At 44.7% G+C, this 23039-nt stretch carries 19 protein-coding genes; 16 read left to right on the top strand and 3 right to left on the bottom strand.

The window, feature by feature from the left end:
• Positions 1-90: 90 nt before the first annotated feature.
• On the bottom strand, positions 91-714 hold the full coding sequence (locus tag AB4185_RS16795) for a trimeric intracellular cation channel family protein (protein WP_017062358.1): 624 nt from the start codon (positions 712-714) through the stop codon (positions 91-93).
• Between the two features lie 298 nt (positions 715-1012).
• Here AB4185_RS16795 and AB4185_RS16790 point away from each other — a divergent pair, with 298 nt between their 5' ends.
• The 3 genes from AB4185_RS16790 (at position 1013) to AB4185_RS16780 (ending at position 2526) form a co-directional block, all read left to right on the top strand.
• A complete protein-coding gene (locus tag AB4185_RS16790; protein WP_017063424.1) occupies positions 1013-1543 on the top strand; it encodes an elongation factor P hydroxylase in 531 nt (176 codons plus the stop codon).
• Positions 1544-1552: 9 nt separating this feature from the next.
• The gene (locus AB4185_RS16785) at positions 1553-1816 is read left to right on the top strand and encodes a YfcL family protein (protein ID WP_372135686.1); all 264 of its coding nucleotides are present in this window, start codon (positions 1553-1555) and stop codon (positions 1814-1816) included.
• A gap of 188 nt (positions 1817-2004) precedes the next feature.
• Positions 2005-2526: an NADPH-dependent FMN reductase gene (locus AB4185_RS16780; protein WP_372135685.1), complete on the top strand. Its 522-nt coding sequence runs from the start codon at positions 2005-2007 to the stop codon at positions 2524-2526.
• 145 nt (positions 2527-2671) lie between these two features.
• Here AB4185_RS16780 and mnmC read toward each other — a convergent pair whose 3' ends face one another.
• A complete protein-coding gene (mnmC, locus tag AB4185_RS16775) occupies positions 2672-4822 on the bottom strand; it encodes a bifunctional tRNA (5-methylaminomethyl-2-thiouridine)(34)-methyltransferase MnmD/FAD-dependent 5-carboxymethylaminomethyl-2-thiouridine(34) oxidoreductase MnmC (protein WP_372135684.1) in 2151 nt (716 codons plus the stop codon).
• A 56-nt stretch (positions 4823-4878) separates the two neighbouring features.
• Between mnmC and fabB the strand changes: the two genes are divergently transcribed.
• From fabB to purF, 10 genes are all read left to right on the top strand, one after another.
• Positions 4879-6090: a beta-ketoacyl-ACP synthase I gene (gene fabB / locus AB4185_RS16770; protein WP_017062353.1), complete on the top strand. Its 1212-nt coding sequence runs from the start codon at positions 4879-4881 to the stop codon at positions 6088-6090.
• 483 nt (positions 6091-6573) lie between these two features.
• The gene (locus AB4185_RS16765; RefSeq protein WP_017062351.1) at positions 6574-7707 is read left to right on the top strand and encodes a 4-phosphoerythronate dehydrogenase; all 1134 of its coding nucleotides are present in this window, start codon (positions 6574-6576) and stop codon (positions 7705-7707) included.
• A gap of 12 nt (positions 7708-7719) precedes the next feature.
• A complete protein-coding gene (locus tag AB4185_RS16760; protein WP_076674391.1) occupies positions 7720-8733 on the top strand; it encodes an aspartate-semialdehyde dehydrogenase in 1014 nt (337 codons plus the stop codon).
• 207 nt (positions 8734-8940) lie between these two features.
• Positions 8941-13779, top strand: a complete 4839-nt coding sequence (locus AB4185_RS16755; protein ID WP_372135683.1) for a FimV/HubP family polar landmark protein — start codon at positions 8941-8943, stop codon at positions 13777-13779.
• A 194-nt stretch (positions 13780-13973) separates the two neighbouring features.
• A complete protein-coding gene (gene truA / locus AB4185_RS16750; protein ID WP_004734161.1) occupies positions 13974-14768 on the top strand; it encodes a tRNA pseudouridine(38-40) synthase TruA in 795 nt (264 codons plus the stop codon).
• 176 nt (positions 14769-14944) lie between these two features.
• Positions 14945-15871, top strand: coding sequence for an acetyl-CoA carboxylase, carboxyltransferase subunit beta (gene accD / locus AB4185_RS16745; RefSeq protein ID WP_017062348.1), 927 nt, complete (start codon positions 14945-14947; stop codon positions 15869-15871).
• Between the two features lie 42 nt (positions 15872-15913).
• Positions 15914-17176 carry a bifunctional tetrahydrofolate synthase/dihydrofolate synthase gene (folC, locus tag AB4185_RS16740; RefSeq protein WP_372135682.1) on the top strand — a complete coding sequence of 421 codons (1263 nt, stop codon included), beginning with the start codon at positions 15914-15916 and terminating at the stop codon, positions 17174-17176.
• On the top strand, positions 17177-17752 hold the full coding sequence (locus tag AB4185_RS16735; protein ID WP_017063432.1) for an SPOR domain-containing protein: 576 nt from the start codon (positions 17177-17179) through the stop codon (positions 17750-17752). It begins immediately after the preceding gene.
• A 61-nt stretch (positions 17753-17813) separates the two neighbouring features.
• Positions 17814-18305, top strand: a complete 492-nt coding sequence (locus tag AB4185_RS16730; RefSeq protein ID WP_009848678.1) for a CvpA family protein — start codon at positions 17814-17816, stop codon at positions 18303-18305.
• Between the two features lie 34 nt (positions 18306-18339).
• Positions 18340-19854, top strand: a complete 1515-nt coding sequence (gene purF, locus AB4185_RS16725) for an amidophosphoribosyltransferase (protein ID WP_017062345.1) — start codon at positions 18340-18342, stop codon at positions 19852-19854.
• A 100-nt stretch (positions 19855-19954) separates the two neighbouring features.
• Here the strand turns inward: purF and AB4185_RS16720 are convergent, their stop codons facing one another.
• On the bottom strand, positions 19955-20830 hold the full coding sequence (locus AB4185_RS16720; protein ID WP_371725110.1) for a LysR family transcriptional regulator: 876 nt from the start codon (positions 20828-20830) through the stop codon (positions 19955-19957).
• A gap of 228 nt (positions 20831-21058) precedes the next feature.
• Here AB4185_RS16720 and AB4185_RS16715 point away from each other — a divergent pair, with 228 nt between their 5' ends.
• The 3 genes from AB4185_RS16715 to AB4185_RS16705 all read left to right on the top strand — a co-directional run bounded on the left by AB4185_RS16715 (position 21059) and on the right by AB4185_RS16705 (position 22894).
• Entirely contained in the window at positions 21059-22162 is a 1104-nt protein-coding gene (locus tag AB4185_RS16715) for a response regulator (RefSeq protein WP_102428821.1), read from the top strand.
• Between the two features lie 148 nt (positions 22163-22310).
• The gene (locus tag AB4185_RS16710) at positions 22311-22448 is read left to right on the top strand and encodes a hypothetical protein (RefSeq protein ID WP_017067606.1); all 138 of its coding nucleotides are present in this window, start codon (positions 22311-22313) and stop codon (positions 22446-22448) included.
• 74 nt (positions 22449-22522) lie between these two features.
• Positions 22523-22894 (top strand): YbaN family protein, encoded by a 372-nt coding sequence (locus AB4185_RS16705; protein WP_029225617.1) that lies wholly within the window; start codon positions 22523-22525, stop codon positions 22892-22894.
• Positions 22895-23039: the final 145 nt, after the last annotated feature.

Below are 23039 nucleotides of genomic sequence, written 5' to 3'. Positions count from 1 at the left end.
AAGTAACCCTTTTTCACATTAGCAGGATTATTCGTCCGGTTAGCGACTATCGTCATTAAAGACAGCTAGCAGCTTAAGGCTCTTAATCCATTAATGCACTGAACTTTCAGGATCAAGCTGGAACGAAGGCAAACTCCATTTGAATCTTACAGCCGCCATGCGCAGCAAGTAACCAACTACAAGCGTCACAATTGTCGCCGTGACGTCGTTGATGCCAAGCTCAAGCAAACCTAGGTACAAACCTGAAGCGACAAGTGCGACAGAGGCATACAGCTCTTCATGTAACACCAATGGTGTTTGACGACAGATAAGGTCACGTAACAAACCACCAAAGACACCTGTCACTAATGCCGATACCATGCAAATCATCGGGTGCAGACCCATGGTCATCGCTACTTTGGTACCAATGATACTGAATACGATTAGGCCTAAGGCATCCAAGCGAATGAATAGCCCTTTGAGCTTGATAACCCATTTAGCCAGTCCGGTTGTAATAACACCTGCTATACAGGTGATGGCCAGATACTGAGGGTTTTCAACCCAACCTAAAGGGTAATGGCCAAGTAAGATATCGCGTACTGTACCGCCGCCAATTGCCGTTGCGCTCGCAACCAACATTACACCAAACCAATCCATTTTTTGTTTGCCTGCACTGAGAGCGCCGGTCATGGCTTCTGCCGTGATGCCAATGATATACAAAACACTTAGTAGCATTGCTGTAGCTCTATAATTTAGGTCTATAAACTCGAGTCTTATAGGCCTTAGGGATATAAAATGAAGCGCGAGTGTAGTAGTAAAAATGCTTGTTGACGAATGAATATTTGTACCGTGAATGGGCGTTTCAGATTAGCTAAACTAATCATTCACCTTAAAGTGGTGTAATCTGGGAATGGCAATCGATTGTCACTGCAAAGTATAATGGCGAACCCGATGTCATTACGCTTGATAGGGCTTTACCGAGCGCTTAAAAAAAAGCAAAATGCCCCAGTTATTTTTACTTAAATTTGATTTTATGACACACCAATACTCAGACATTATCGATATCTTCAATCAGACCTTTTTTGAAAGCTTTAATACCAAACTAGAGCTAGGGGCTGATGAGCCGATCTATTTGCCTGCTGATGATACTATCCCACACCATCGAATCGTGTTCGCACGTGGCTTTTACGCCTCTGCACTCCATGAGATCGCACACTGGTGCGTTGCTGGGCCTGAGCGTCGTTTACTGGAAGATTTTGGCTATTGGTATGAACCTGACGGTCGAACGGAATCGGTTCAAGCTGAGTTTGAAAAAGTAGAAATTCGCCCACAAGCGTATGAATGGATCATTGCGATGAGCGCAGGCTTTCCTTTTAATGTCAGCTGTGACAATCTACACGGCGATTTTGAGCCAGATCGTTTGGCCTTTATGAATAAAGTACATAGCGAAGTTATGGGTATCTTTGAAGTAGGCTTTCCGCCTCGCGTGAAAATGCTCTCTGAAGCATTACGCAGCTTCTACGATGTAGAACCTTTATGTGCTAGCCAATTTATTGTGAAATAAGAGAATATTATGATTATCGAATTTGAAGAAAAACTACTTGAAGTAATTGATGCTCGCATTGAAAACGCATCAGACGATGAACTGTTTGCTGGTGGTTACTTACGTGGTCATATTTCTCTTTCAGTGGCTTCATGTGAAGAAGAAGGCATTGAAGATGTGGCTGAAGTAAAAGCTCGTATTGAACAGAGCCTAGAAGACGCGCGTTCTGAATTGACGCCAGCCGATCGCACGATCGTTAATGACCTTTGGGTTGAGCTGCAAAACCAAGCTTAATTTTATTCGTCTAGCATTATTCGTCTACCGTAATTCGCTCATTACTCTTCCTCCTCATTTTTGAGCGAACCAATAATTTGAGACTCATTCGAAATTTTTGAATGAGTCCGTTCATTTCTTGTGATGGTTCCATTTCTTGACTACGTTATTCTAATCCCACTTAACGGAACTATAGAAAAGGTCACACCATGAAAGTTATCGCATTTGGCGCAAGCACAAGCTCTACCTCTATCAATAAAGCACTAGCAACTTACGCAGCAAACTTGATTGAAGGTGCTGAAGTAAAAGTCCTAAACATCACCGATTACAATGTGCCTATGTTCAGTGAAGACACTGAAAAAGAGATTGGCCAAGCGGAAGGCGCTCAAGCATTTTTACGTGACCTAGCTGAAGCCGATGCATTCGTTATCTCGTTTGCAGAACACAACGGTCATTACCCAGCAGCGTATAAAAACCTATTTGACTGGGCGACACGTATTGAGCGTTCAGTGTTTGGCGAGAAGCCGGCGGTTTACCTAGCGACTTCACCGGGCCCTGGTGGCGCACAAACGGTACTTGGTGCAGCGACAGGTTCTGCACCTTACTTCGGTGGCAACGTGCAAGCGTCAGTTTCAGTACCAAGCTTCTACGATAACTTTGATTTTGAATCTGGTTCTATCAGCAACGAAGAGATCGTTCTACAGATTAAAGACGCGGTTGCTAAGCTGTAAATACAGCTTCGTTTAGAACATCAGTTTAGAGCAACACGAATAACAAAAAGCCCGAGCGACACAATGAACTCGGGCTTTTTAGCTTTTAACTTATTAGTTTCAGATATTCAGAAATTTCAGATGTTCAAAATAGCTGAACTAGAAACTACGGCTTTGATTTAGAATGCTTGTCAGCAACCCATCCAGCCGTTAATGCCTTACCTTTACGCAGTCTGCGTACCCACATTCGACTTGGGTGAATCGCCTCAAGCACATCAACAGGCAAGGGCAGCGGATCGCCACAGATCTGTGATGCTAATACTTCAGCCAATAATGGTGCAGAGCTCAAACCACGTGAACCCAGTCCGATAAAGCAATAAAGGTTAGGGAAGCTTGTTACCGTTTCTACATCCTCAACCGAGTCACGCTGCGGGTTGAAGTTGTGGAGATCTTGGTACTGCTCCTTAATGGCTTCAAAGTCACCAACGTTTCCGACAAACGGAAGGTGGTCACGGCTTACGCTTCGGATACCTTGGCGCGCTAAGTTGTCACTGGTATCGACATCTTTTGCCCATGCTTGGTCTGGTAGTGACCCATGTAGGCGCTCGCCATTGTGCTGCTGAACCTCAATATCAAATTCTTGGTCGATATTGGTTTTGTCGTAGTTCGCACCAATACAGTGATGACCATTGTTGGGGTTCTGTGGCGTCAAATAGCCATCAAAGCACAACACGGTTTTTAGCTGGCTGAGATTTTCCGTGGTCGGAATATGGCTCACTTGGCCTTTAACCGGAGTCAGTGGTACTGGCTGAGTTTGTTCAAACTGAGTGAACTTGTGTCCGTTTGCGACAACTACTTGGTCGTGCTTAGTTTGAATCTCACCTTGAGGTGCCTCAATCGTCAGTAACCATTGTTTTTCAGCTTCGAGCCACTCAAGTTGCGTTACTTGATGTTGATAGTGTGCGCTCACTTGGTTGCTCTCTTCTAGCTTGCCAATCAAGCCTTGAGTCAGTTGAAGAGGGCTTAACCAACCACCCAGCGGAAAGTAAACACTCTCTTTATCGACGGGTAAGCCAATCTTTTCGTTGGCTTGCTCTGGCGATAAACGCTGAATCAGGTCGGTGTGGAAGTTGCCTTCCAACATGCGGTTGAGCTTTTTAGTGGAGCCTTGATCCCACATCAAGATGTTCACGCCACACCAACTGTGATCAAATTGAATAGACTGAGCCGCTTGATTAATAAATTGACGAGCAAACAGTAATCCCGGGCCAAACACGCGAGACACGTTCGAGGTCGCTTCGCTTAATAGCGGGTAAATCGCACCTTGGTTGTTACCTGAGGCATTGCCCGCAGCTTGTGGATGTTCACAATAAAGGGTGATGTTTTTACCACGACGGCTTAGCGTTTTGGCTAATGCAGCACTGGCGACACCACCACCAATGATCGCAATGTCTTGGGATTCAGTGTGTTGAGCGAGGCCATACCAAGGTTTGATGTTGGTGTGAGCGTGCTTTTCGCCAAGTCGGCCGGCGATCATTTCTCGCTTAGTACCAAAGCCTTTGACCTTTTTCATTTCAAAGCCAGCTTCAATTAAGCCACGGCGAACAAAGCCAGCAGCGGTGAAGGTGGCGCAGCTACAATCTTGCTTAGCGAGCTTAGCCATGCCGTTGAATAGGTTTTGATTCCACATCTCTGGGTTCTTGCTCGGAGCAAAACCGTCTAAGAACCAAGCATCAACCAAACCTTCACGCGGGGTTGGTACGTTGGGCATGCAATCTTTAATATCGCCAAACCACAAATCAAGCGTGATTGCACCGTCGCCTAGCACAATGCGGTGACATTCAGGTAGAGCAATAGGGTAGTGTTCTTGGAGTTTCGTCGCATACTCGGCTAATTCTGGCCACGATTGGTGTGCTTTGATGAGATCCTCTTTATTTAAAGGATATTTTTCAAAACTGATGAAATGTAACTCTTTGGTCATCGCTTGTGGGTTATCTTTAAGAAAAGCATCGAACCATTGCCAAACTGCAAGAAAGTTCAAACCTGTGCCAAAGCCGGTTTCAGCAATCACAAAGCGGCGTTGTTCATGTTCAAGCCAACGCTCTGGAAGGTGGTTTTGCTTTAAAAAGACGTAGCGAGTTTCTTCTAAACCGTTAACATTGGAGAAGTAAACGTCGTCAAATTGGTCTGAAACTGGCGTGCCAGACTCATTCCATTCCAGTTCTGCATTAGTAATTGAAGTCATAAAATCTATCATTTTGTGATTTGAAGCGATATGTTGGTAGGGATTGTACGAATTTCTAGGAAAGCTGACCACTTTTGTTAGGCTTCTTAGTTATCATCTAGCTGAATTTAGAATTATAGGAATGTCACATGAAACGAGTCGTAATCACCGGTATGGGTATTGTTTCAAGTATCGGTAACAACGTCGAAGAAGTTTTAGCATCACTGAAAGAGGGTAAATCTGGTATTACCGCTTCAGAGCAGTTCAAGGAAAATGGCTTGCGCTCTCAAGTATGGGGTAACCTAAAAATGAACCCTGCTGACCATATCGATCGCAAAAAAATGCGCTTTATGGGTGATGCAGCGGCATTCGCTTATCTTTCAATGGAGCAAGCAATTGCTGATTCTGGCTTAACTGAAGATCAAGTATCTAATGACCGCACGGGTATCGTTGCGGGTTCAGGTGGTGCTTCATCTCTAAACCAAGTAAACGCGGTAGACATCATCCGTGAGAAAGGCGTGAAGCGCGTTGGTCCATACATGGTTCCACGTACAATGGCTTCTACGGTTTCTGCTTGTCTAGCAACTCCTTTCAAAATCCGTGGTGTGAACTACTCTATGAGCTCTGCATGTGCGACATCTGCACACTGTATTGGTCACGCAATGGAGCTTATCCAACTGGGTAAACAAGACGTTGTATTCGCTGGTGGCGGTGAAGAACTAGATTGGTCTCTGACTATGATGTTCGACGCAATGGGCGCACTTTCTACTAAGTACAACGACACGCCAGAGCTGGCTTCTCGTACCTACGATGCAGACCGTGATGGTTTCGTTATCTCTGGTGGCGGCGGCATGTTAGTTATCGAAGAGCTTGAGCACGCTGTTGCTCGTGGCGCAAAAATCTACGGTGAAATCGTAGGCTACGGCGCAACTTCAGATGGCTACGACATGGTTGCTCCTTCTGGTGAAGGTGCGGTTCGTTGTATGAAGATGGCGATGCAAAACGTTGATGGCGTTGATTACGTGAACACTCACGGTACTTCAACTCCAGTTGGCGACGTTAAAGAGCTAGGCGCTATCCAAGAAGTATTTGGTGGCAACAGCCCAGCAATTTCTGCAACTAAAGCGATGACAGGTCACGCTCTAGGTGCTGCTGGCGTACACGAAGCTATTTACTCAACGCTAATGCTAGATAACGGCTTTATCGCTCCAAGCATTAACGTTTCGAACCTAGACGAAGCTGCTGCTGGCCTAGACATCGTAACTGAAGCTCGTGATCAAGAGCTAACTACAGTTATGTCTAACAGTTTTGGTTTCGGCGGTACGAACGCAACGCTAGTAATCAAAAAGTACCAAGCTTAACTTAAGCTTGAGTTACAGAGACAAGGTTAATCGTTAAAGGGTTGCGCTAGTGCCGATTCAACACGCACAGGTCACCCAGTAATAATGACCATCAGAACAAAGTTTTTAGACGCAGGTTGGTAAACGTGTTTTTTGAACATAGTTTTTAAATCTGGGTTTAGAGATTGAAAGGTTTCCAGAGCTTGACCAGTACTGACTTTGGTTAGTACTGGTTGAACAGACGCAAGACTCTGTCTCCTGGAGAGCGAGATAGGATCCTTTTGTTCTGGATGTTTGCCCGATTGTTTATTCAATCGGGCATTTTTCGTTTTAGCCGTTTGAGATTTGGGTATGGAATCTTATGTCTGTTGTTTGTGCAGACTCAGTGATTCAGCCCTTTATTTATAATGTATTCCAATTGCTACTCGACACCGTGTGTGGAATTTTGCACAATCATTTCAATTCACATTTAGGTCGATAGACCCCAACAAAAGTACTCGCCAAATGAAAATCTTAATCGACGAAAATATGCCTTACGCTGAAGCGCTTTTTAGCCAGCTAGGGGAAGTGACAATGAAGTCTGGTCGCACACTTACTGCTGACGACCTAGTTGACGTAGACGCATTGATGATTCGCTCTGTTACCAAGGTAAACGAGTCATTGATCAGCAAAGCCAATAAGCTGAAGTTTGTCGGTACTGCGACGGCTGGTATGGACCATGTTGACCAAGAGTTGATGAAAGAGCGTGGCATTTTCTTTACTGCGGCGCCTGGCTGTAACAAGGTGGGTGTTGCTGAGTACGCATTCAGTGCGATGATGGTGCTTGCGCAACAGCAAGGCTTTTCTGTTTTTGATAAAACGGTTGGTATTATCGGCTGTGGTCAAGTGGGCAGTTACTTAGCGAAGTGCCTTGAAGGTATTGGTATCAAAGTTCTGCTGAACGACCCTCTAAAACAGCAAGAGGGTGATACTCGCGAATTTACTGAGTTAGAGACTTTGCTTGAACAATCAGACGTTATTACATTACACACGCCAATCACTAAGACGGGTGAGTATCCAACGCATCACTTGATCAGTGAGCAAGTGCTGAACAACTTACGTGCTGATCAAATCCTGATTAATGCAGCTCGCGGTCCTGTGGTTGATAACCAAGCGCTAAAAGCTCGCCTGCAAAAAGCCGATGGTTTCACTGCAGTGCTTGATGTGTTTGAGTTTGAACCTGAAGTCGACTTTGAGCTTCTTCCGTTACTCGCTTTTGCAACGCCTCACGTAGCGGGCTACGGTTTAGAAGGTAAAGCGCGTGGTACCACGATGATCTTCAACAGTTATTGTGAATTTTTAGGTACTGAACAGCGTGCGTATGCAAGCGACTTATTGCCGACAGCGCCTGTACCTCAAATGAAATTAGATAGAGCTTGGGATGAAGCAACACTGCACAATTTGACTCAGTTGATCTATGATGTGCGCAAAGACGACGCCTTATTCCGTCGCAATATCGTTACGCCGGGTTCTTTTGACAAGATGCGTAAAGAATATTGGGACCGCAGAGAGTACAGTGCAGTCGAGTTAACGGGCGACGAATCTTGTAATTTAACGCCGTTATCTAAACTCGGTTTTATGGTAAAGCCAACTTTATAAAAGAGAGAAACAATGAGCCAAGAATTTAATATTGCTATTTTAGGTGCGACTGGTGCGGTTGGTGAAACCATTCTTGAAGTACTTAAAGAGCGTAAATTCCCTGTCGGTGAAATGCACTTACTAGCAAGTGAACGTAGTGAAGGCAAAACTTCCCGTTTTAACGGCAAAACAATACAAGTACAAAACGTAGAAGACTTCGATTGGTCTCAAGTACATATTGCGTTTTTCTCTGCAGGTAGCGAGCTTTCAGAACGTTGGGCTCCAATCGCCGCTGACGAAGGTGTGGTTGTCATCGATAACACATCACGTTTCCGTTATGAATACGATGTTCCTCTGGTTGTTCCAGAAGTGAACCCTGAAGCGATTGCTGAGTTCCGTAACCGCAACATCATCGCGAACCCTAACTGTTCTACTATTCAGATGGTAGTAGCACTTAAACCTATTCACGATGAAGTGGGTCTTGAGCGTATTAACGTTTCAACTTACCAATCTGTGTCTGGTGCAGGTAAGCCGGGTATCGATGAGCTAGCAGGTCAAACGGCTAAGCTTCTTAACGGCATGCCAGCTGACAAGTCAGCATTCTCACAGCAGATCGCGTTCAACTGTATTCCTCAGATTGATGAATTTACAGAGAACGGCTACACACGTGAAGAAATGAAGATGGTTTGGGAAACTCAGAAAATCTTTGCTGATTCGTCAATCACGGTGAACCCGACTTGTGTTCGTGTTCCTGTGTTCTACGGCCACGCTGAATCTCTACATGTTGAAACTCGCGCGCCAATCGGTGCAGAGCAAGTTATTCAGCTTCTAGAGAACACGGAAGGCGTTGAAGTATTCCAAGCTCTAGACTTCCCAACTCAAGTTCGTGATGCGGGTGGTAAAGACCACGTAATGGTTGGTCGTATTCGTAACGACATCAGCCATCACAGTGGCGTAAACATGTGGGTTGTCGCTGATAACGTTCGTAAAGGCGCAGCAACAAACGCAGTTCAAATCGCTGAAGTTCTGATTCGCGATTACTTCTAAGCTTTATTGCTTTGATAAAAAAGCCTCACTCTTTAGTGGGGCTTTTTTAATCGATTAAAAATATTGTTAGTCAAATTGTGTGAAATTGCTGCGAATATTGTTGCTGCAACACATTTTTTGTTTTCATCTCTATAGTTTTACGTCATTTATCCGATATATTTAATAGATCATCACTTTTCCGAATTTAAGCACCTAGCTGAGCCTTTTATGTTTCAAATTTTCAAGCCGTGGTTAATGCCTTTTGCCTTTATCATTGCGACTCAGATTTCCGTTGTTCGTGCAGATTCCATTCGAGTTGTAGGGCCTAATGGCCAGATACAATCAGCGCCTACGTTTTCAGAACCACTTCAAAGAGCGCAATCAAATAGCGCTGAGCCTTCACGTTTCTATGGTCCAACTCGCGGCTCAGAAACATTGTGGTCTATTGCCTCAAAGTTACGCCCTGATAACTCCGTTTCAGTCCAACAAACTCTGTTGGCTATTTATCGCTTAAACCCACAAGCGTTTGAAAACCAGAATATCCATAGCCTGCTGCCTGCGAGCAATCTACGCGTGCCTTCTTTAGAGCAAGCACGTGCAAGCTCGACGCAGCAAGCTATCAACATCATGAACTCACATCTTGCTAAGCTTGATGCTCCTGCAAGTAAGCCTGTCGCTTCAAAACCCAAAGCGCCGAGTTCTGATGCAAAAAATGTTACTCCTGCTAAGCAAGTAAGCACTACTGAAACTGCTAAAAAGCCATTGTCTCCAACTCAATCATCTCTAGCTCAATCTGCACCAACCCAAGAGATGAACAAGTTAGAGAAGCAGCTAGAGCTTTCAGAAACTGAACTGCTGTCACTTGAAGAGAAAAATCACCAACTTCGTTTGATGTTATCGAATGTTCAATCGGAAGTGGATGAGCTAAAAACAGAGCTCAGTGATGAAGACCGCATTCGTAGCGAAGTGGAAAAGCTGCTTGATGAAGAGCGTAGAAAGAACGCCGAAATTGAAAAGATGGCACCAAGTGTCATGGACGAACTGTTATCGAATGGTTGGTTAGTGGCGGCTCTTGCGATTATTCCAGGTCTGCTCATTGGTTTGATCGTTGTGATGCTGTTAGGCCGTCGTTCTAAAAATGATGAGCAACAGCAGACGACTCAAGAACAACCGCTCCAGCCAGAACCAAGTACCGTTGCACCTATTACATTGGGCGACGAGATGGACGACCTTAACGAGCTGTCTTTAGATGATGACTTGTTTGGTACGGAAGATGACGCCAACAAGCTGTTTGACGATCAAGCGCTAGCCGAAGAGGATGATGTCTTTGCTGGTTTAGATGAATCTGATCTCGATTTCAATCTAGATGGTGAAGACGATGACCCATTTGCTAGCATTGGCGAAAACGGTGATTTAGACACCAACTTCGACGATCTAGATTTAGACAGCAGCAACGGCATTAGTGTTAATGGCGAAGAGAAAGCGCTTGGCCTTGAAGAGATGGAACGTGCGCTAGACAAAACAGCGGAAAGCGCCGTCGATACTGATGATGTCGACTTTGATCTTTCTGATGATAACGCAATGTCTGCTGATGACATTGAAGCTTTACTATCTCAAGAGTCTGAAACTGAAGATCTCGGTTCCAACGAGCTAGACCAATCTTTATTAGATGATCTGTTTGCTCTTGATGACGAAGATGATGATAGCTTCGATATTGATGCTCTGATTTCGGAAGAGCAAAATGATTCGCCTTCTAGCACTGAAACACCAGCAAGCGATGATTTTGACATCGATGCGCTTATCTCTGAGCAACAAAGTGAGACTAAGCCTGTTGATTTGAGCAATGACGATTTTGATATTGATGCTCTAATCTCTGAACAACAGTCCCCTGAGCCAGCTTCACCGACAGCGAATGATGATATTGATGACATCTTTGCCCAAGTTGCTGCTCAGAACGATCAAGCGAATGACCCTTTCAACCTCGATAGCGACGATGAGATTGCCACTAACCTAAACAGTGGTTTGGCGTCTGATGATGATATCGAAAACATTCTGTCTCAGTTCGATAAGCCCATCGTAAATGAAGAACCTCAAGACAGCGTTGATCTGCTTGATGAGCAACTGGCAGGCGATGACGTAGACCTAAGTAACTCGACAGACCTTCTTGATGAGATGCTAGGGGACGATTCGGATGATGAGTCTGAAAGCGAACCTCTTGGCTTTGATTCTCTGTCTGAGCTTGAAGAGCTTTCTGGTTTATCGACCGATGATGACCTCAACATCGCAGAAGACAGCACGGAAACCTTGGATGAATTAATAGGTGACTCTGACGAGGATGATTTCGAACTCGACGCCGAAAGTACCGACTTATTGGATGATTTCCTTGATAGTGAATTGTCAGATGATGAGCTTTTAGCGGATGCATCAAAATCAGAATCTCTAGACCCATTTGATGACTTACTGACAAGTGGCATTGAAGACGAGCTTGAATCTGAAGATAAGACGTTTGATAAAGAGTTAGACGCAGCCTTTGGTTTGGACAACGCCAATGAGGAGCCTGAAAAGGACTCAGACGTTGAGCTTACTCCGTTAACCTCTGAAGGTGAGCCTGAGCAAGATCCGGACATTAGTGAAACACCACAACCTGAAGTCGTTACTGATGAATCGTTAGATTCTGAAATGACTCAAGAAAGTTCTGACATTAAGCCAGAAAATGATGAAGCCTTTAATCGTGATGGTTTTATCGATGATTTGTTCGGTGTCGCACCGGCAACGGATGCTTTGCTTGATGACTCGCTAGAAACAACAGACGAAGCGTTGATTGATGAGTTAATGACTTCTGATGACAATGATTTGTTGCCAGCAATAGAAGAGCCTGTTGAACCATCAATTGACAATACGGTTGAACCAGAGCAAGCGTCTCTTTTAGACAGCGACGAAGTATCAGCGCAAGAAACCGCATCATCGGTTGAAGATGATGAACTGGATATCGACTCGCTGTTATCTGAGAATTCTGATTTTGACAAACCAGATTTTGAAGAGCGAGTTAAAGAAGAAACCGCACAACAAGAACCAGAGCCGAAAGAAGCCGACGTACAAGAGCAAGCTTCGCCATCGTCTTTGAACGATATCTCTGAAGATGAAGAAGAAACGGTTGAAGACTGGTTAGCTGAAGCCATCGACGATGTAGAGTCGCCAGCGAACATTGACTCTGATTTTGACTTTGAACCGAAAATCCAAGGTAGCGATCAGCTTGAAGATGTCGTTGAATCCTTGCCAGAGCCAGAGCCAGAGCCAGAGCCAGAGCCAGAGCCAGAGCCAGAGCCAGAGCCAGTTCGTGCTGCAAACATGCCAGAGATCATTCCAAATGAATTTGGTGTGCCAGAAGACGATGATTGGCTGATTGAAGATGAGGCGTCTGAACCAGAAGTATTAGCGGAAACTGACGTAACACCAGAGCTAGTGACACCTGTCGCTGAACCGAAAGTTGAAGCTACACCACAAGCGGAAGTAGCAGAACAAGCTGAAGTTCTAGGACAAGAAGGCGAAGAAGAATTCTCGTTTGATGACTTCGAATTGCCAGAGTTTAATGAAGAAGATGCACTAGCGGAAGCTGATGCTGAATCAACACCAGAACCAGTAACGCCAGCTATTGATGCTCAACCAAGTGTTGAGCCTCAAACTGAAGCCCAAGTTATAGCTCAGGCGCAAGACGACGAAGAGTTTTCGTTTGATGATTTCGACTTACCAGAGTTTAGTGAAGAAGACGCACTAGCGGAAGCTGATGCTGAATCAACAACAGAGCCAGCAACGCCTGCTATAGACTCTCAATCAAGTGTTGAATCGCAACCTACCGCTGAGCCTCAGTTAGATGCTGCACCACAAGTTGAAACTGCGAAACCAGAAAGCGAAGAAGAATTCTCGCTTGATGACTTCGAACTACCAGAGTTTGGTGAAGACGATGCGTTAGCGGAAGTGGTGAGTGAACCAGATGAAGCACAGTTAGAGCAAGACTTAGCGCCTGACACAGAGAAGTTCGAGTTCGATGACCTTGATCTTCCGGAGTACGATGAAGAAAGCGCAAAAGCAGACTCTGTTTTAGATGATATTGAGCAAAGCAATGCCGAGCCGGTGGCGGAAGCCCAAGGCGTAGAGTTCGATGAGTTTGATTTACCGGAATATGGTGAAGATGAAGCCATCTCTGATGCGTTTGCTGAGAAGCCAACACCACTGACTTCTTTCAGCCCACAAGGCGAAGAGCAAGATGCGTTGCATGATCTGTTCTCAAATCCGCAGAGCTATAGTCAGGCTGATGATTTCTCGAATGCTGAAGACTCTGAACCGGCTGGTTTTGCACAGCCAGAACAATCACTGAGCGCGGCTTCAGAGCCAAACTCAACGCCTGCAGCGGTTCAAGACGAGCCACTAGAAGGCTTTGATGACTTTGATGAGACAGCATTAGCTGAGTTGCTTTCTGAAGATGTTCAAGACTCTGTCGACAACATGTTCGATAAGCCATTGGACGCAACTTCGATTGATAGCGCAGGGTTAGATATTGACGCCATGCTTGAAGTCGGCGGCGAAGACTGGAAAGGCTTTAACCTAGCGCCAGAACAACAATCGAGCATGCATAATGATGTGCCTGATGACCAACAAGAGATTTGGGCATCGGCTGAACAGCAAGCTGAACCGAAAATCAAAGAAGAGAATTGGGCTGAACAAGACAATCTAACCGAATCAGGCAACAGTCGTGATAAGCAGTACATGACGATTGATGAGCTAATGGCTCAAGTCGAGCAAGAAGGTGAAGAAGTCATTAATCCAGACGATGAAGAGCTTAAACTGGATGTGGGTCTTAACGAATTCCCTGATGTTATCGGTGATATTGGCAATTATGATGTCGACAGCAATGCAGAAGCTGCGGGTAAGCTTGATTTGGCCAAAATCTACATCGAGATGAGTGACTCGCAAGGGGCAATTAAGCTTCTAGAAGAGGCAATCGTTGACGGCAGCGATGATATTCGTCGAGAGGCAAAAAATCTTATCGATACGTTAAACGGTCGATAAATTTACAAATCAGAAAGGGTAGCGTTGGCTACCCTTTATTTTAAGGCGATACAGAGCGCTATCGTTTCATTTGGTTTTTCAACAGCATCGTCTCGGTCGATGCTGATTGTTTATTGAAGTTTTAGCCCCATCCTATTTGGGCTAGCACTGATTTCCGTATATAATTCTCGCCCATTTTCAAAGAGAACAAGAACATGAAAATTGCTTTAGGTATTGAATATAACGGTACCCACTACTTTGGTTGGCAGCGCCAACGAGACGTGAAAAGTGTCCAAGAAGAATTGGAAAAGGCTCTTTCAGTTGTCGCGAATCACCCTGTAGAAGTTATGTGCGCAGGTCGTACAGATGCCGGTGTTCACGGTACGGGACAAGTCGTTCACTTTGAAACTAATGTCGATCGTAAAATGGTGGCATGGACAATGGGCGCGAATGCCAACATGCCAAAAGATATTGCGGTTCGTTGGGCGACAGAAGTGAATGAGGATTTCCATGCTCGTTTCTCGGCTACTGCCCGTCGTTATCGCTACATTATCTTTAACCATGCACTACGCCCAGGCATTTTGAATTCAGGTGTGAGCCATTATCATGGTCATCTTGATGAGAAAAAAATGCATGAAGCGGGTCAGTACTTACTTGGTGAGAATGACTTCACTTCGTTCAGGGCAACACACTGTCAATCTCGTAGCCCATGGAGAAACATGATTCACTTGAACGTGACTCGTCATGGACACTACATTGTGATCGATATTAAAGCGAATGCGTTTGTTCACCACATGGTGAGGAATATTACGGGTAGCCTTATTGCCGTAGGTAAAGGTGAGCAGAAACCAGAGTGGATCCAGTGGCTTTTAGAAGCTAAAGATCGAAAAGTAGCCGGCGCAACTGCAAAAGCGGAAGGTTTGTATCTGGTGGATGTTGATTATCCTGAACATTTTGAGCTACCACGAGAGCCAATTGGTCCTCTATTTTTACCGGATAATTTGAACTAAATGTGAGACTTAGGTTCAAAAATTATTACGGTTTAGTGCGTAAGATAGTCCCAGAAAATAGGTACAACCAGTTTTTTATCTACAGTCGCTGTTTTATGTGCTTTAATTCCCACGCATAATTCCCAAATTTATTTCTTTCGCAATCAAGCGGAAGAATCGAAACAAAAAGGTCTTCCATGAGTTGGCTTGAAAAGATTTTAGAAAAAAGCAACATCGTAACATCTCGCAAAGCGTCTATCCCTGAGGGTGTTTGGACGAAATGTACTTCTTGTGAGCAGGTTCTGTACCATGCTGAACTAGAGCGTAACCTAGAAGTATGTCCAAAATGTGACCATCACATGCGCATGAAAGCACGTCGTCGTCTGGATACATTCCTAGACAAAGGTGAGCGTGTTGAACTAGGTGCTGATCTTGAGCCACAAGACAAGCTGAAGTTTAAAGACTCTAAGCGTTACAAAGAACGTATCTCTGCTGCTCAAAAGAACAGTGGTGAAACAGACGCATTAGTTGCAATGAAAGGCGAACTATTGGGTTTACCTATCGTAGCGTGTGCTTTTGAATTCTCATTCATGGGCGGCTCAATGGGTTCTGTTGTTGGTGCTCGTTTCGTGAAAGCGGTAGATGCTGCTATCGAGAACAACTGTGGTTTAGTGTGTTTCTCTGCAAGTGGTGGTGCTCGTATGCAAGAGGCATTGATGTCTCTAATGCAAATGGCGAAAACCAGTGCTGCGCTTGAGCGTTTATCTGCGAAAGGCCTACCGTTTGTTTCAGTTATGACTGATCCAACAATGGGTGGTGTTTCTGCAAGTTTGGCAATGCTTGGCGATATCAATATTGGTGAACCAAAAGCACTGATCGGTTTTGCTGGACGTCGTGTAATCGAACAAACGGTACGTGAAGACCTTCCTGAAGGTTTCCAACGCAGTGAGTTCCTACTAGACCACGGTGCTATCGACATGATTGTTGACCGTCGTGAGATGCGTCAGCGCGTTGCAAGCCTTGTTGCTAAAATGACCAACCAGCCTTCACCATTAGTAGTTTCTGTGAACGATTCACCGAATGAAGCTACTTATGAAGTACCAGAAGCGCCAGAAAAAGGGTAAAGTACCTTCTAACAAACCAACTTAATTATGGTTATGAGTTAGATGAGTCAACAACCTATTCCTCAAGCCACATCCTCTTTGGAGATGTGGCTTGATTATTTATCAAACATCCACACAAGCGCTATTGATCTTGGATTAGACCGAGTTCAGGCCGTCGCCTCTAAGGCAAACCTCACCAAACCTGCTCAACATGTTATTACTGTTGCCGGAACCAATGGCAAAGGCTCAACATGTGCACTGATGGAAGCGATTCTATTGGACGCTGGTTACTCAGTTGGTGTCTACAGCTCTCCTCACTTAATTCGCTATAACGAACGTGTTCGTATCAACGGCCAAGATCTATCTGATGAAAAGATGGTTCAGTCTTTCGATTTCATTGAGAAAGAGCGTGGCGAAATCAGCCTGAGTTTTTTCGAATATGGCACTTTAGCGGCGTTACGTGCATTTCAAACTGAAGCGGTTGATGTTGTGCTTTTAGAAGTGGGTTTAGGCGGGCGTTTAGACGCGACCAATATCGTTGAGCATGATGTTTCTGTGATTACTAGTTTGGCTGTCGACCATGTTGACTGGCTAGGTGATGACATCAATGTGATTGGTTTTGAGAAAGCGGGCATTTATCGTAGCGGTAAACCCGCTATCTGTGGTCAACCCAAGCCACCGGCTACGGTTGCAGCGCACGCTGATGACATTAAGGCTGAGTTCTACCAAGTCGGTATTCAATACACTTATGATGTTGACGGTGATACGTGGAACTGGCGCAGTGGTGCATTCCAACTAGAATCGCTACCTATTCCAAGCCTGCCGTTACCTAACGCTGCAACAGCGTTGATGGCATTGGGCACATCAGAGCTTAGTATTAGCGACGTGAACGTGGTTAACGGCATGAAGAATGCGCAGCTTCCTGGGCGTATGCAGCAAATTAGCGAACAACCGGTGATTGTGCTTGATGTAGCACACAACCCGCATTCTGCTGAGTACTTTGCGCAGCAAGTCGCGAAGAGGTATGCAGGCAAAAATTTACACGTTGTAGTCGCCATGCTTCATGACAAAGATATCCCCGCGACATTGGAAGTATTAGCGCCAATAACAACACATTGGTACCCAGCTTCGCTGAACGGCCCACGAGCCGCAACAGCCGCTGAATTGTGTCAAAGCTTACCTGAAGGTGTAGAGCGGTATTCAAACCCTGTTGTAGCGTTTGAAGCGGCTTTAGCTTCTGTTAAAGGTGACGATGTTGTGTTGGTTGTCGGTTCTTTCCATACAGTGGGTGAAGTGTTGGAGCATTGGCAGAAAAAAGGAAACTAAATGGCAAGTAAATTCCAAAGCCGGTTAGTCGGCACCATCATTTTAGTGGCCATTGGCGTGATTGTATTGCCCGATGTACTAGATGGTAAGAAGCTCCACTACAAAGAAGAGTTTGCAAGCATTCCAATTAAGCCTGAGCTTGATAGTAATGTTGAAGTGTTTGAAGTACTCGATCCCGTTGAAGATCAGATAGCGCTACCGGATTCTCCGGTTGAGCAAGTGGTTGAAAGTGGTCGTACTGATAATTCAAACACGCAAACCGCGTCTTCTTCTAATGATAAAGAAGCAGACAAAGTGGCAGTTGTGGTTAAGCCGGTACCTGAAAAAAATGAATACCAAGACAGTGCTTGGATTATTCAATTGATGGCTTTGAAGAATGCTGACAACGCAAAAAACGTTGTTAAGGATCTGCAAAAGCGCGGTTATCAGGCTCACACCAAGCAAGAAAAAACTTTTACGCGAGTAATTATTGGCCCGGATGTCTCTAAATCCAAACTTGAGCGACAAATTAAGGAATTAGAAAAAATTACGGGTTCAAAAGGCCAGTTGCTCAAATTTAAACCGTTAAATCCATAAGAAAACGTTTGCGTCAGCATTTTTTCTGTTAAAATGCGCGCCAACTTAAGATGAAGAATTCATGAATTGGTTAGATTTTGTCATTTTAGGCGTGATCGGCTTCTCTGCCGTGATCAGTTTAGTTCGTGGTTTCGCTAAAGAAGCCTTGTCACTCGTTATTTGGTTTGGAGCATTTTTTATTGCTAGCCAGTACTACGCTAAATTAGCGATGTACTTCACCAATATCGAAGATGAGATGTTTCGAAACGGAACTGCGATAGCAGCATTGTTTGTTGCAACGTTAGTTGTGGGTGCCTTAGTTAACTATGTCATCGGTCAACTAGTTCAGAAAACAGGCCTGTCAGGTACAGACAGAATCCTCGGTGTCGTCTTTGGTGGCTTACGTGGTGTTTTGATTGTTTCTGCAGTGTTGTTTTTCATGGATGCGTTTACTGCATTCCCAAGTTCTGAGTGGTGGAAGAATTCGCAATTGGTTCCAGAATTTAGTCGAATCATTGCGCCGTTCTTCGAGCATTTACAAGCAACATCTAGTTTCTTATCTGGCGCGCTCTAGCGCCAGTTAATGTCGAAAAATCGAGGATTAGGACATGTGTGGTATTGTTGGAATCGTGGGTTCAACACCTGTAAACCAGTCTATTTATGACGCTTTAACGGTATTGCAGCATCGTGGCCAAGATGCCGCTGGTATTTGTACCATAGAAAGCAATCGTTTCCGTCTGCGTAAGGCGAACGGTTTAGTAAAAGATGTTTTTGAAGCAAAACACATGCAGCGCCTACAAGGTGAAGTTGGTATTGGCCATGTTCGTTATCCTACTGCGGGTAGTTCAAGTGCGTCTGAAGCTCAGCCTTTCTACGTAAACTCTCCTTTTGGCATTACGTTGGCGCACAACGGTAACCTGACGAACGCAAACGAAGTTCGTGAGAAGTTGTTCGAAAAAGACCGTCGTCATGTAAACACAACCTCTGACTCTGAAGTTCTACTGAACGTATTAGCTCATGAGATCGATACTGTTAAAGGTAACGTAACTTCAGATGACGTTTTCCGCGCTGTGGCAAATGTGCATCGTACAATTCGTGGTGCTTACGCCGTAACGGCGATGATCATCGGCCACGGTATGATCGCATTCCGTGACCCACATGGTATTCGTCCATTGTGTCTTGGTAAGCGTGAAGTTCAAGGTAAAACAGAGTACATGGTTGCGTCTGAATCGGTAGCACTCGATGCTGTTGGTTTCGACTTCATGCGCGACGTAGCACCAGGTGAAGCTATCTACGCAACGTTTGACGGTGAGCTTTTCACTAAGCAATGCGCAGACAACCCACAACTAAACCCATGTATCTTTGAGTTTGTATACTTTGCACGCCCAGATTCATTCATCGACAAAATCTCGGTTTACAGCGCACGCGTTGAGATGGGTGAGATGCTTGGTATGCGTATTAAAGAAGAGTACGCAGACTTAGACATTGATGTAGTTATTCCAATCCCTGAAACATCAAACGATATTGCGCTACGAATCGCTCAAGCGATCAATAAGCCATACCGTCAAGGTTTCGTGAAAAACCGCTATGTTGGCCGCACATTCATCATGCCAGGTCAGCAACAACGTAAGAAGTCGGTTCGCCGTAAGCTCAACGCAATTCGCTCTGAGTTTAAAGGTAAGAACGTTCTTCTGGTTGACGATTCTATCGTTCGCGGCACAACATCAGAGCAGATCATTGAGATGGCTCGTGATTCTGGCGCAAATAAGGTCTTCATGGTTTCAGCTGCTCCAGAGGTTCGCTTCCCTAACGTTTACGGCATTGATATGCCGAGCGCGACAGAGTTGATTGCTCATGGTCGTGATAACGAAACGATTTGTAAGCAGATTGGCGCAGACGCCTTGATTTTCCAAACGCTACCAGATCTGATTTCTGCAGTGGGCATGGGCAATCAAGACATCTCTCGTTTTGATACTTCTGTATTTAACGGCGAGTATGTAACGGGCGATATCGACCAAGTGTACCTAGATTTCCTAGACTCTTTGCGTAATGACGACTCAAAGGTTCAGCGTGAGATTCAACAAGATCTTGCTAACTTAGAGTTACATAACGAAGGCGCTTAACTAGCGTTTCGTTAGTCATACAGAGTTTCGCTAGCGATACAGAAAATAAAAAACCAGAGCATCGGCTCTGGTTTTTTGTTTATAGAGAAGGGGATTGACCTTAATGAATGTGGTATGCGATCACAAAATCAATAAACAATCTCACTTTCTCTGGTAGATGGTCTTTGTGGTTATAAAGCATGTAAATATCACGAGGGTTAGCGCTCCAGTCTTCTAAGACTTGCACTAAGCTGCCATCTTCAATGTATTCACGAATCATCACGTCAGGCATCAGGGTGATACCTAGGCCTTCTGAGCACGCTTGTCTTACGACATTAAGCGCATTGGCGTTGAAACGGCCTTTCTCGCTATTCACCACCGTCTCTTCATTCGAATTACTCAGCTGCCACTTAATCAGCGGGTAGCCTTTGAGTAGCGAATGGTTCGCTAGCTCTTCAGCATGGCTTGGAGCTGGGTTCTTCGTTAAGTACTCAGGGCTCGCGATAAGAATATCTTTGACTTCACTGATTTTTCGAGCGATTAGGCTTGAATCACGCTGAGGGCCGACTCGGAAAATTACGTCCCACTCCGTTGGATCCAGCTGATCCGCTTGGTTGTTCATCATCAGCTCAATATTGATATCAGGGTATTGAATCATGAATTCACTGAACATTGGCATCATCATGCGCTTGGTCAGGTTTGAGGGTGCCGTAATACGAATCTTACCGGAAGCGCCTTTGCACACGTCAGTTAACTCTTCTGCAGTAGAAGAGAGACGTTGCAACAGCGGAGAGCATTCATTGAAGAAACGTTCGCCTGCCTCTGTTAAAGAAAGTTTACGCGCGTGTCTATTGAGAAGCCTAAGGTTCAAAGAATCTTCTAAGGCTTGGATGCGTCGTGTGATGGTCGCAACCGGAATCATAGTCTTGCGCGATGTTGCGGTGTAGCTCCCATTTTCAACGACGAGTCGAAAGAGGTTTAAATCATCTAATTTCATAAATCCAGACACATTTGTTTACAATCTCATCTAATTTATACGTAACAGTGAGATCAATGTTTGCGTTACGTCAACTCGTTGCACTATTTACAAGTATTCCAATCCTCGTCACGAATTACCAGTAAAGAGTGCAAATTTGTGTATTTAGCATTTTATTACTAAGTTTTATATTAGTTCTTAGAACAGATAACAATAATAATTCGACTTAGTTTTGTGAGGTTATAGATTATGTACAAAACTCACAGTCAGCCAGTAATGACCTCGGCTCAGGAAGTAATTAACCAAAAATGCGTGATGTTGGTTGATGATGATCCTATTTTTCGCCGTATAACCAGCGCGTACCTAGACAAGGTCGGTTATAAAGTGGTTGAGGCTGAAAATGGACTGGACGCTCTGCAGAAACTTAGAGACTCAACGCCAGATTTAATTGTGTGTGACTTATCAATGCCAATACTTGATGGCATAGAGCTTGTGGAAGAGCTCAGTTTAGAGTACCCGTCACTGCCTATGATCGTTGTGTCTGGCACTGATGATATGTCTGACGTGGCGAAAGCCTTGCGATTTGGTATTAAAGACTTCTTGGCGAAGCCGTTAGAGGATCACCGTCACCTAGGAAGTGCGATTGCGAATACATTGACAGATTCGTTCGATAACATTTCAGACCAACGAGATTTTTCGAGCCAATGGTTCTGTGTGGATGATGGGGGAGAGATCCCTGAAGACCAAGAACTGCATTGGCACCTGAATTACCTTCAAGATAACCCAAGCGCAGCAAAAGACTTACTGCATGCGCTGCTTCCAGAGAAAGATACGCGACAAGGCTCATGGCGTTGCAGTTACCGGTTACTGCAATCAACAGAGATGATGCCACTTGTGTTTGACTATGCGTGGATGATGAACGGGCAGTTTGCTTTTTACCTCGTTGATTCATCGTCGTCTGATAATGGCGGCTCCGCGACAACATTGTTAGTGAGAGCGCTGTTCCACGATTACATAAGAAACAGAAAAGATTTTAATGTTGATCTCAAAGATATTGCTGAAATCTTAGAGAAGGGGATTCGTTGCTCTAAATGCTCCACCCCAGTGAATGCCTTGTTTGGTGTTGCTGACCTTGCCGAGGGAACCATCTCCATTTTGCCTGCGGGTCTAGACGGGCAATGGTCGAATGGTGAATTGAATCAATATATTGCAGCAGGTGAGCGCTTGGGTGAGAACTGCAAGAAGAACTTTATTACGCGGGACCTTCCGATCGAACAGGGCTGCCAACTATCGTTGAGCCTACTTGGAGCGGCAAGTTTTAGTTTAGACATACACCAAGGGTCTACTGATTAACCCTATATTTCCTCGGTTTTTGTGAATAATTGATTAAGGTATAGTTGCGCAAATGGTGTGGCTATGCCTTTTTTGTTAAATGTCGATTTAGCAAAGCGGGTTTGGTTCGCCGGATACTTACCTTCACTAACAAAAACAAGAAGCAATCATGGCAGATAACAAAGACTTTCAAGACCCGTTTAATGTATTCTACTTTTTAGGATTTTTAGCCGCATTTTTAATGATTCCATTGCTACCAGCAACACTTACGTTGATCCGCGTATTCAATGGTTACGCAACATTCTAGTTAAGCTGTCGTCGCCGATTGGTGATAGCTAACTCAAGGAGGCCACAATTAGCGTTCGAGTTTTAAGCCTCAATATTGCTGGTGGCCTTTGTATATTTCTCGCAGTTCTAGGGATAGTTTTGCCCGTTCTGCCAACCACTCCTTTTCTCCTTCTTGCCAGCGCATGCTTCATGCGAAGCAATCCGAAAGTTCATAAATGGATGCATGAGCACAAAACGCTGGGTCCTTTGCTGAACAATTGGTATCAACACGGTGCCGTCACCAAACAAGTTAAAACGCGTGGCGTATTCTTTATCTTGTTGAGTTTTGCGTTATCCATCTACTTTGCCCCTATCATTTGGGTCAAGGCTTTCCTAATTTGTGTACTTGTTATTCTTCTCACATGGTTTATGCGACTTCCAACCCATGAGTTGGTTGCTGACAGCAAAGAAAATCACTACCATTAAGCCAGTGTGCCTGCTTGTATAGCGGGCGTTTATTATTTCAGCAATCAGAGTTATGACTCTCGTTGCAATGAATACCAATCGTACCTTTCCTTAATTCCGAGCGTTGATGTTTGATTCGTTAACGAGAGTTTGGAAAGCGGCCTAA

It is taken from the genome of Vibrio sp. 10N.286.48.F5 (assembly GCF_041469785.1).
GTDB lineage: Bacteria > Pseudomonadota > Gammaproteobacteria > Enterobacterales > Vibrionaceae > Vibrio > Vibrio crassostreae_C.
This window is presented reverse-complemented; position numbering and strand designations above follow the sequence as displayed.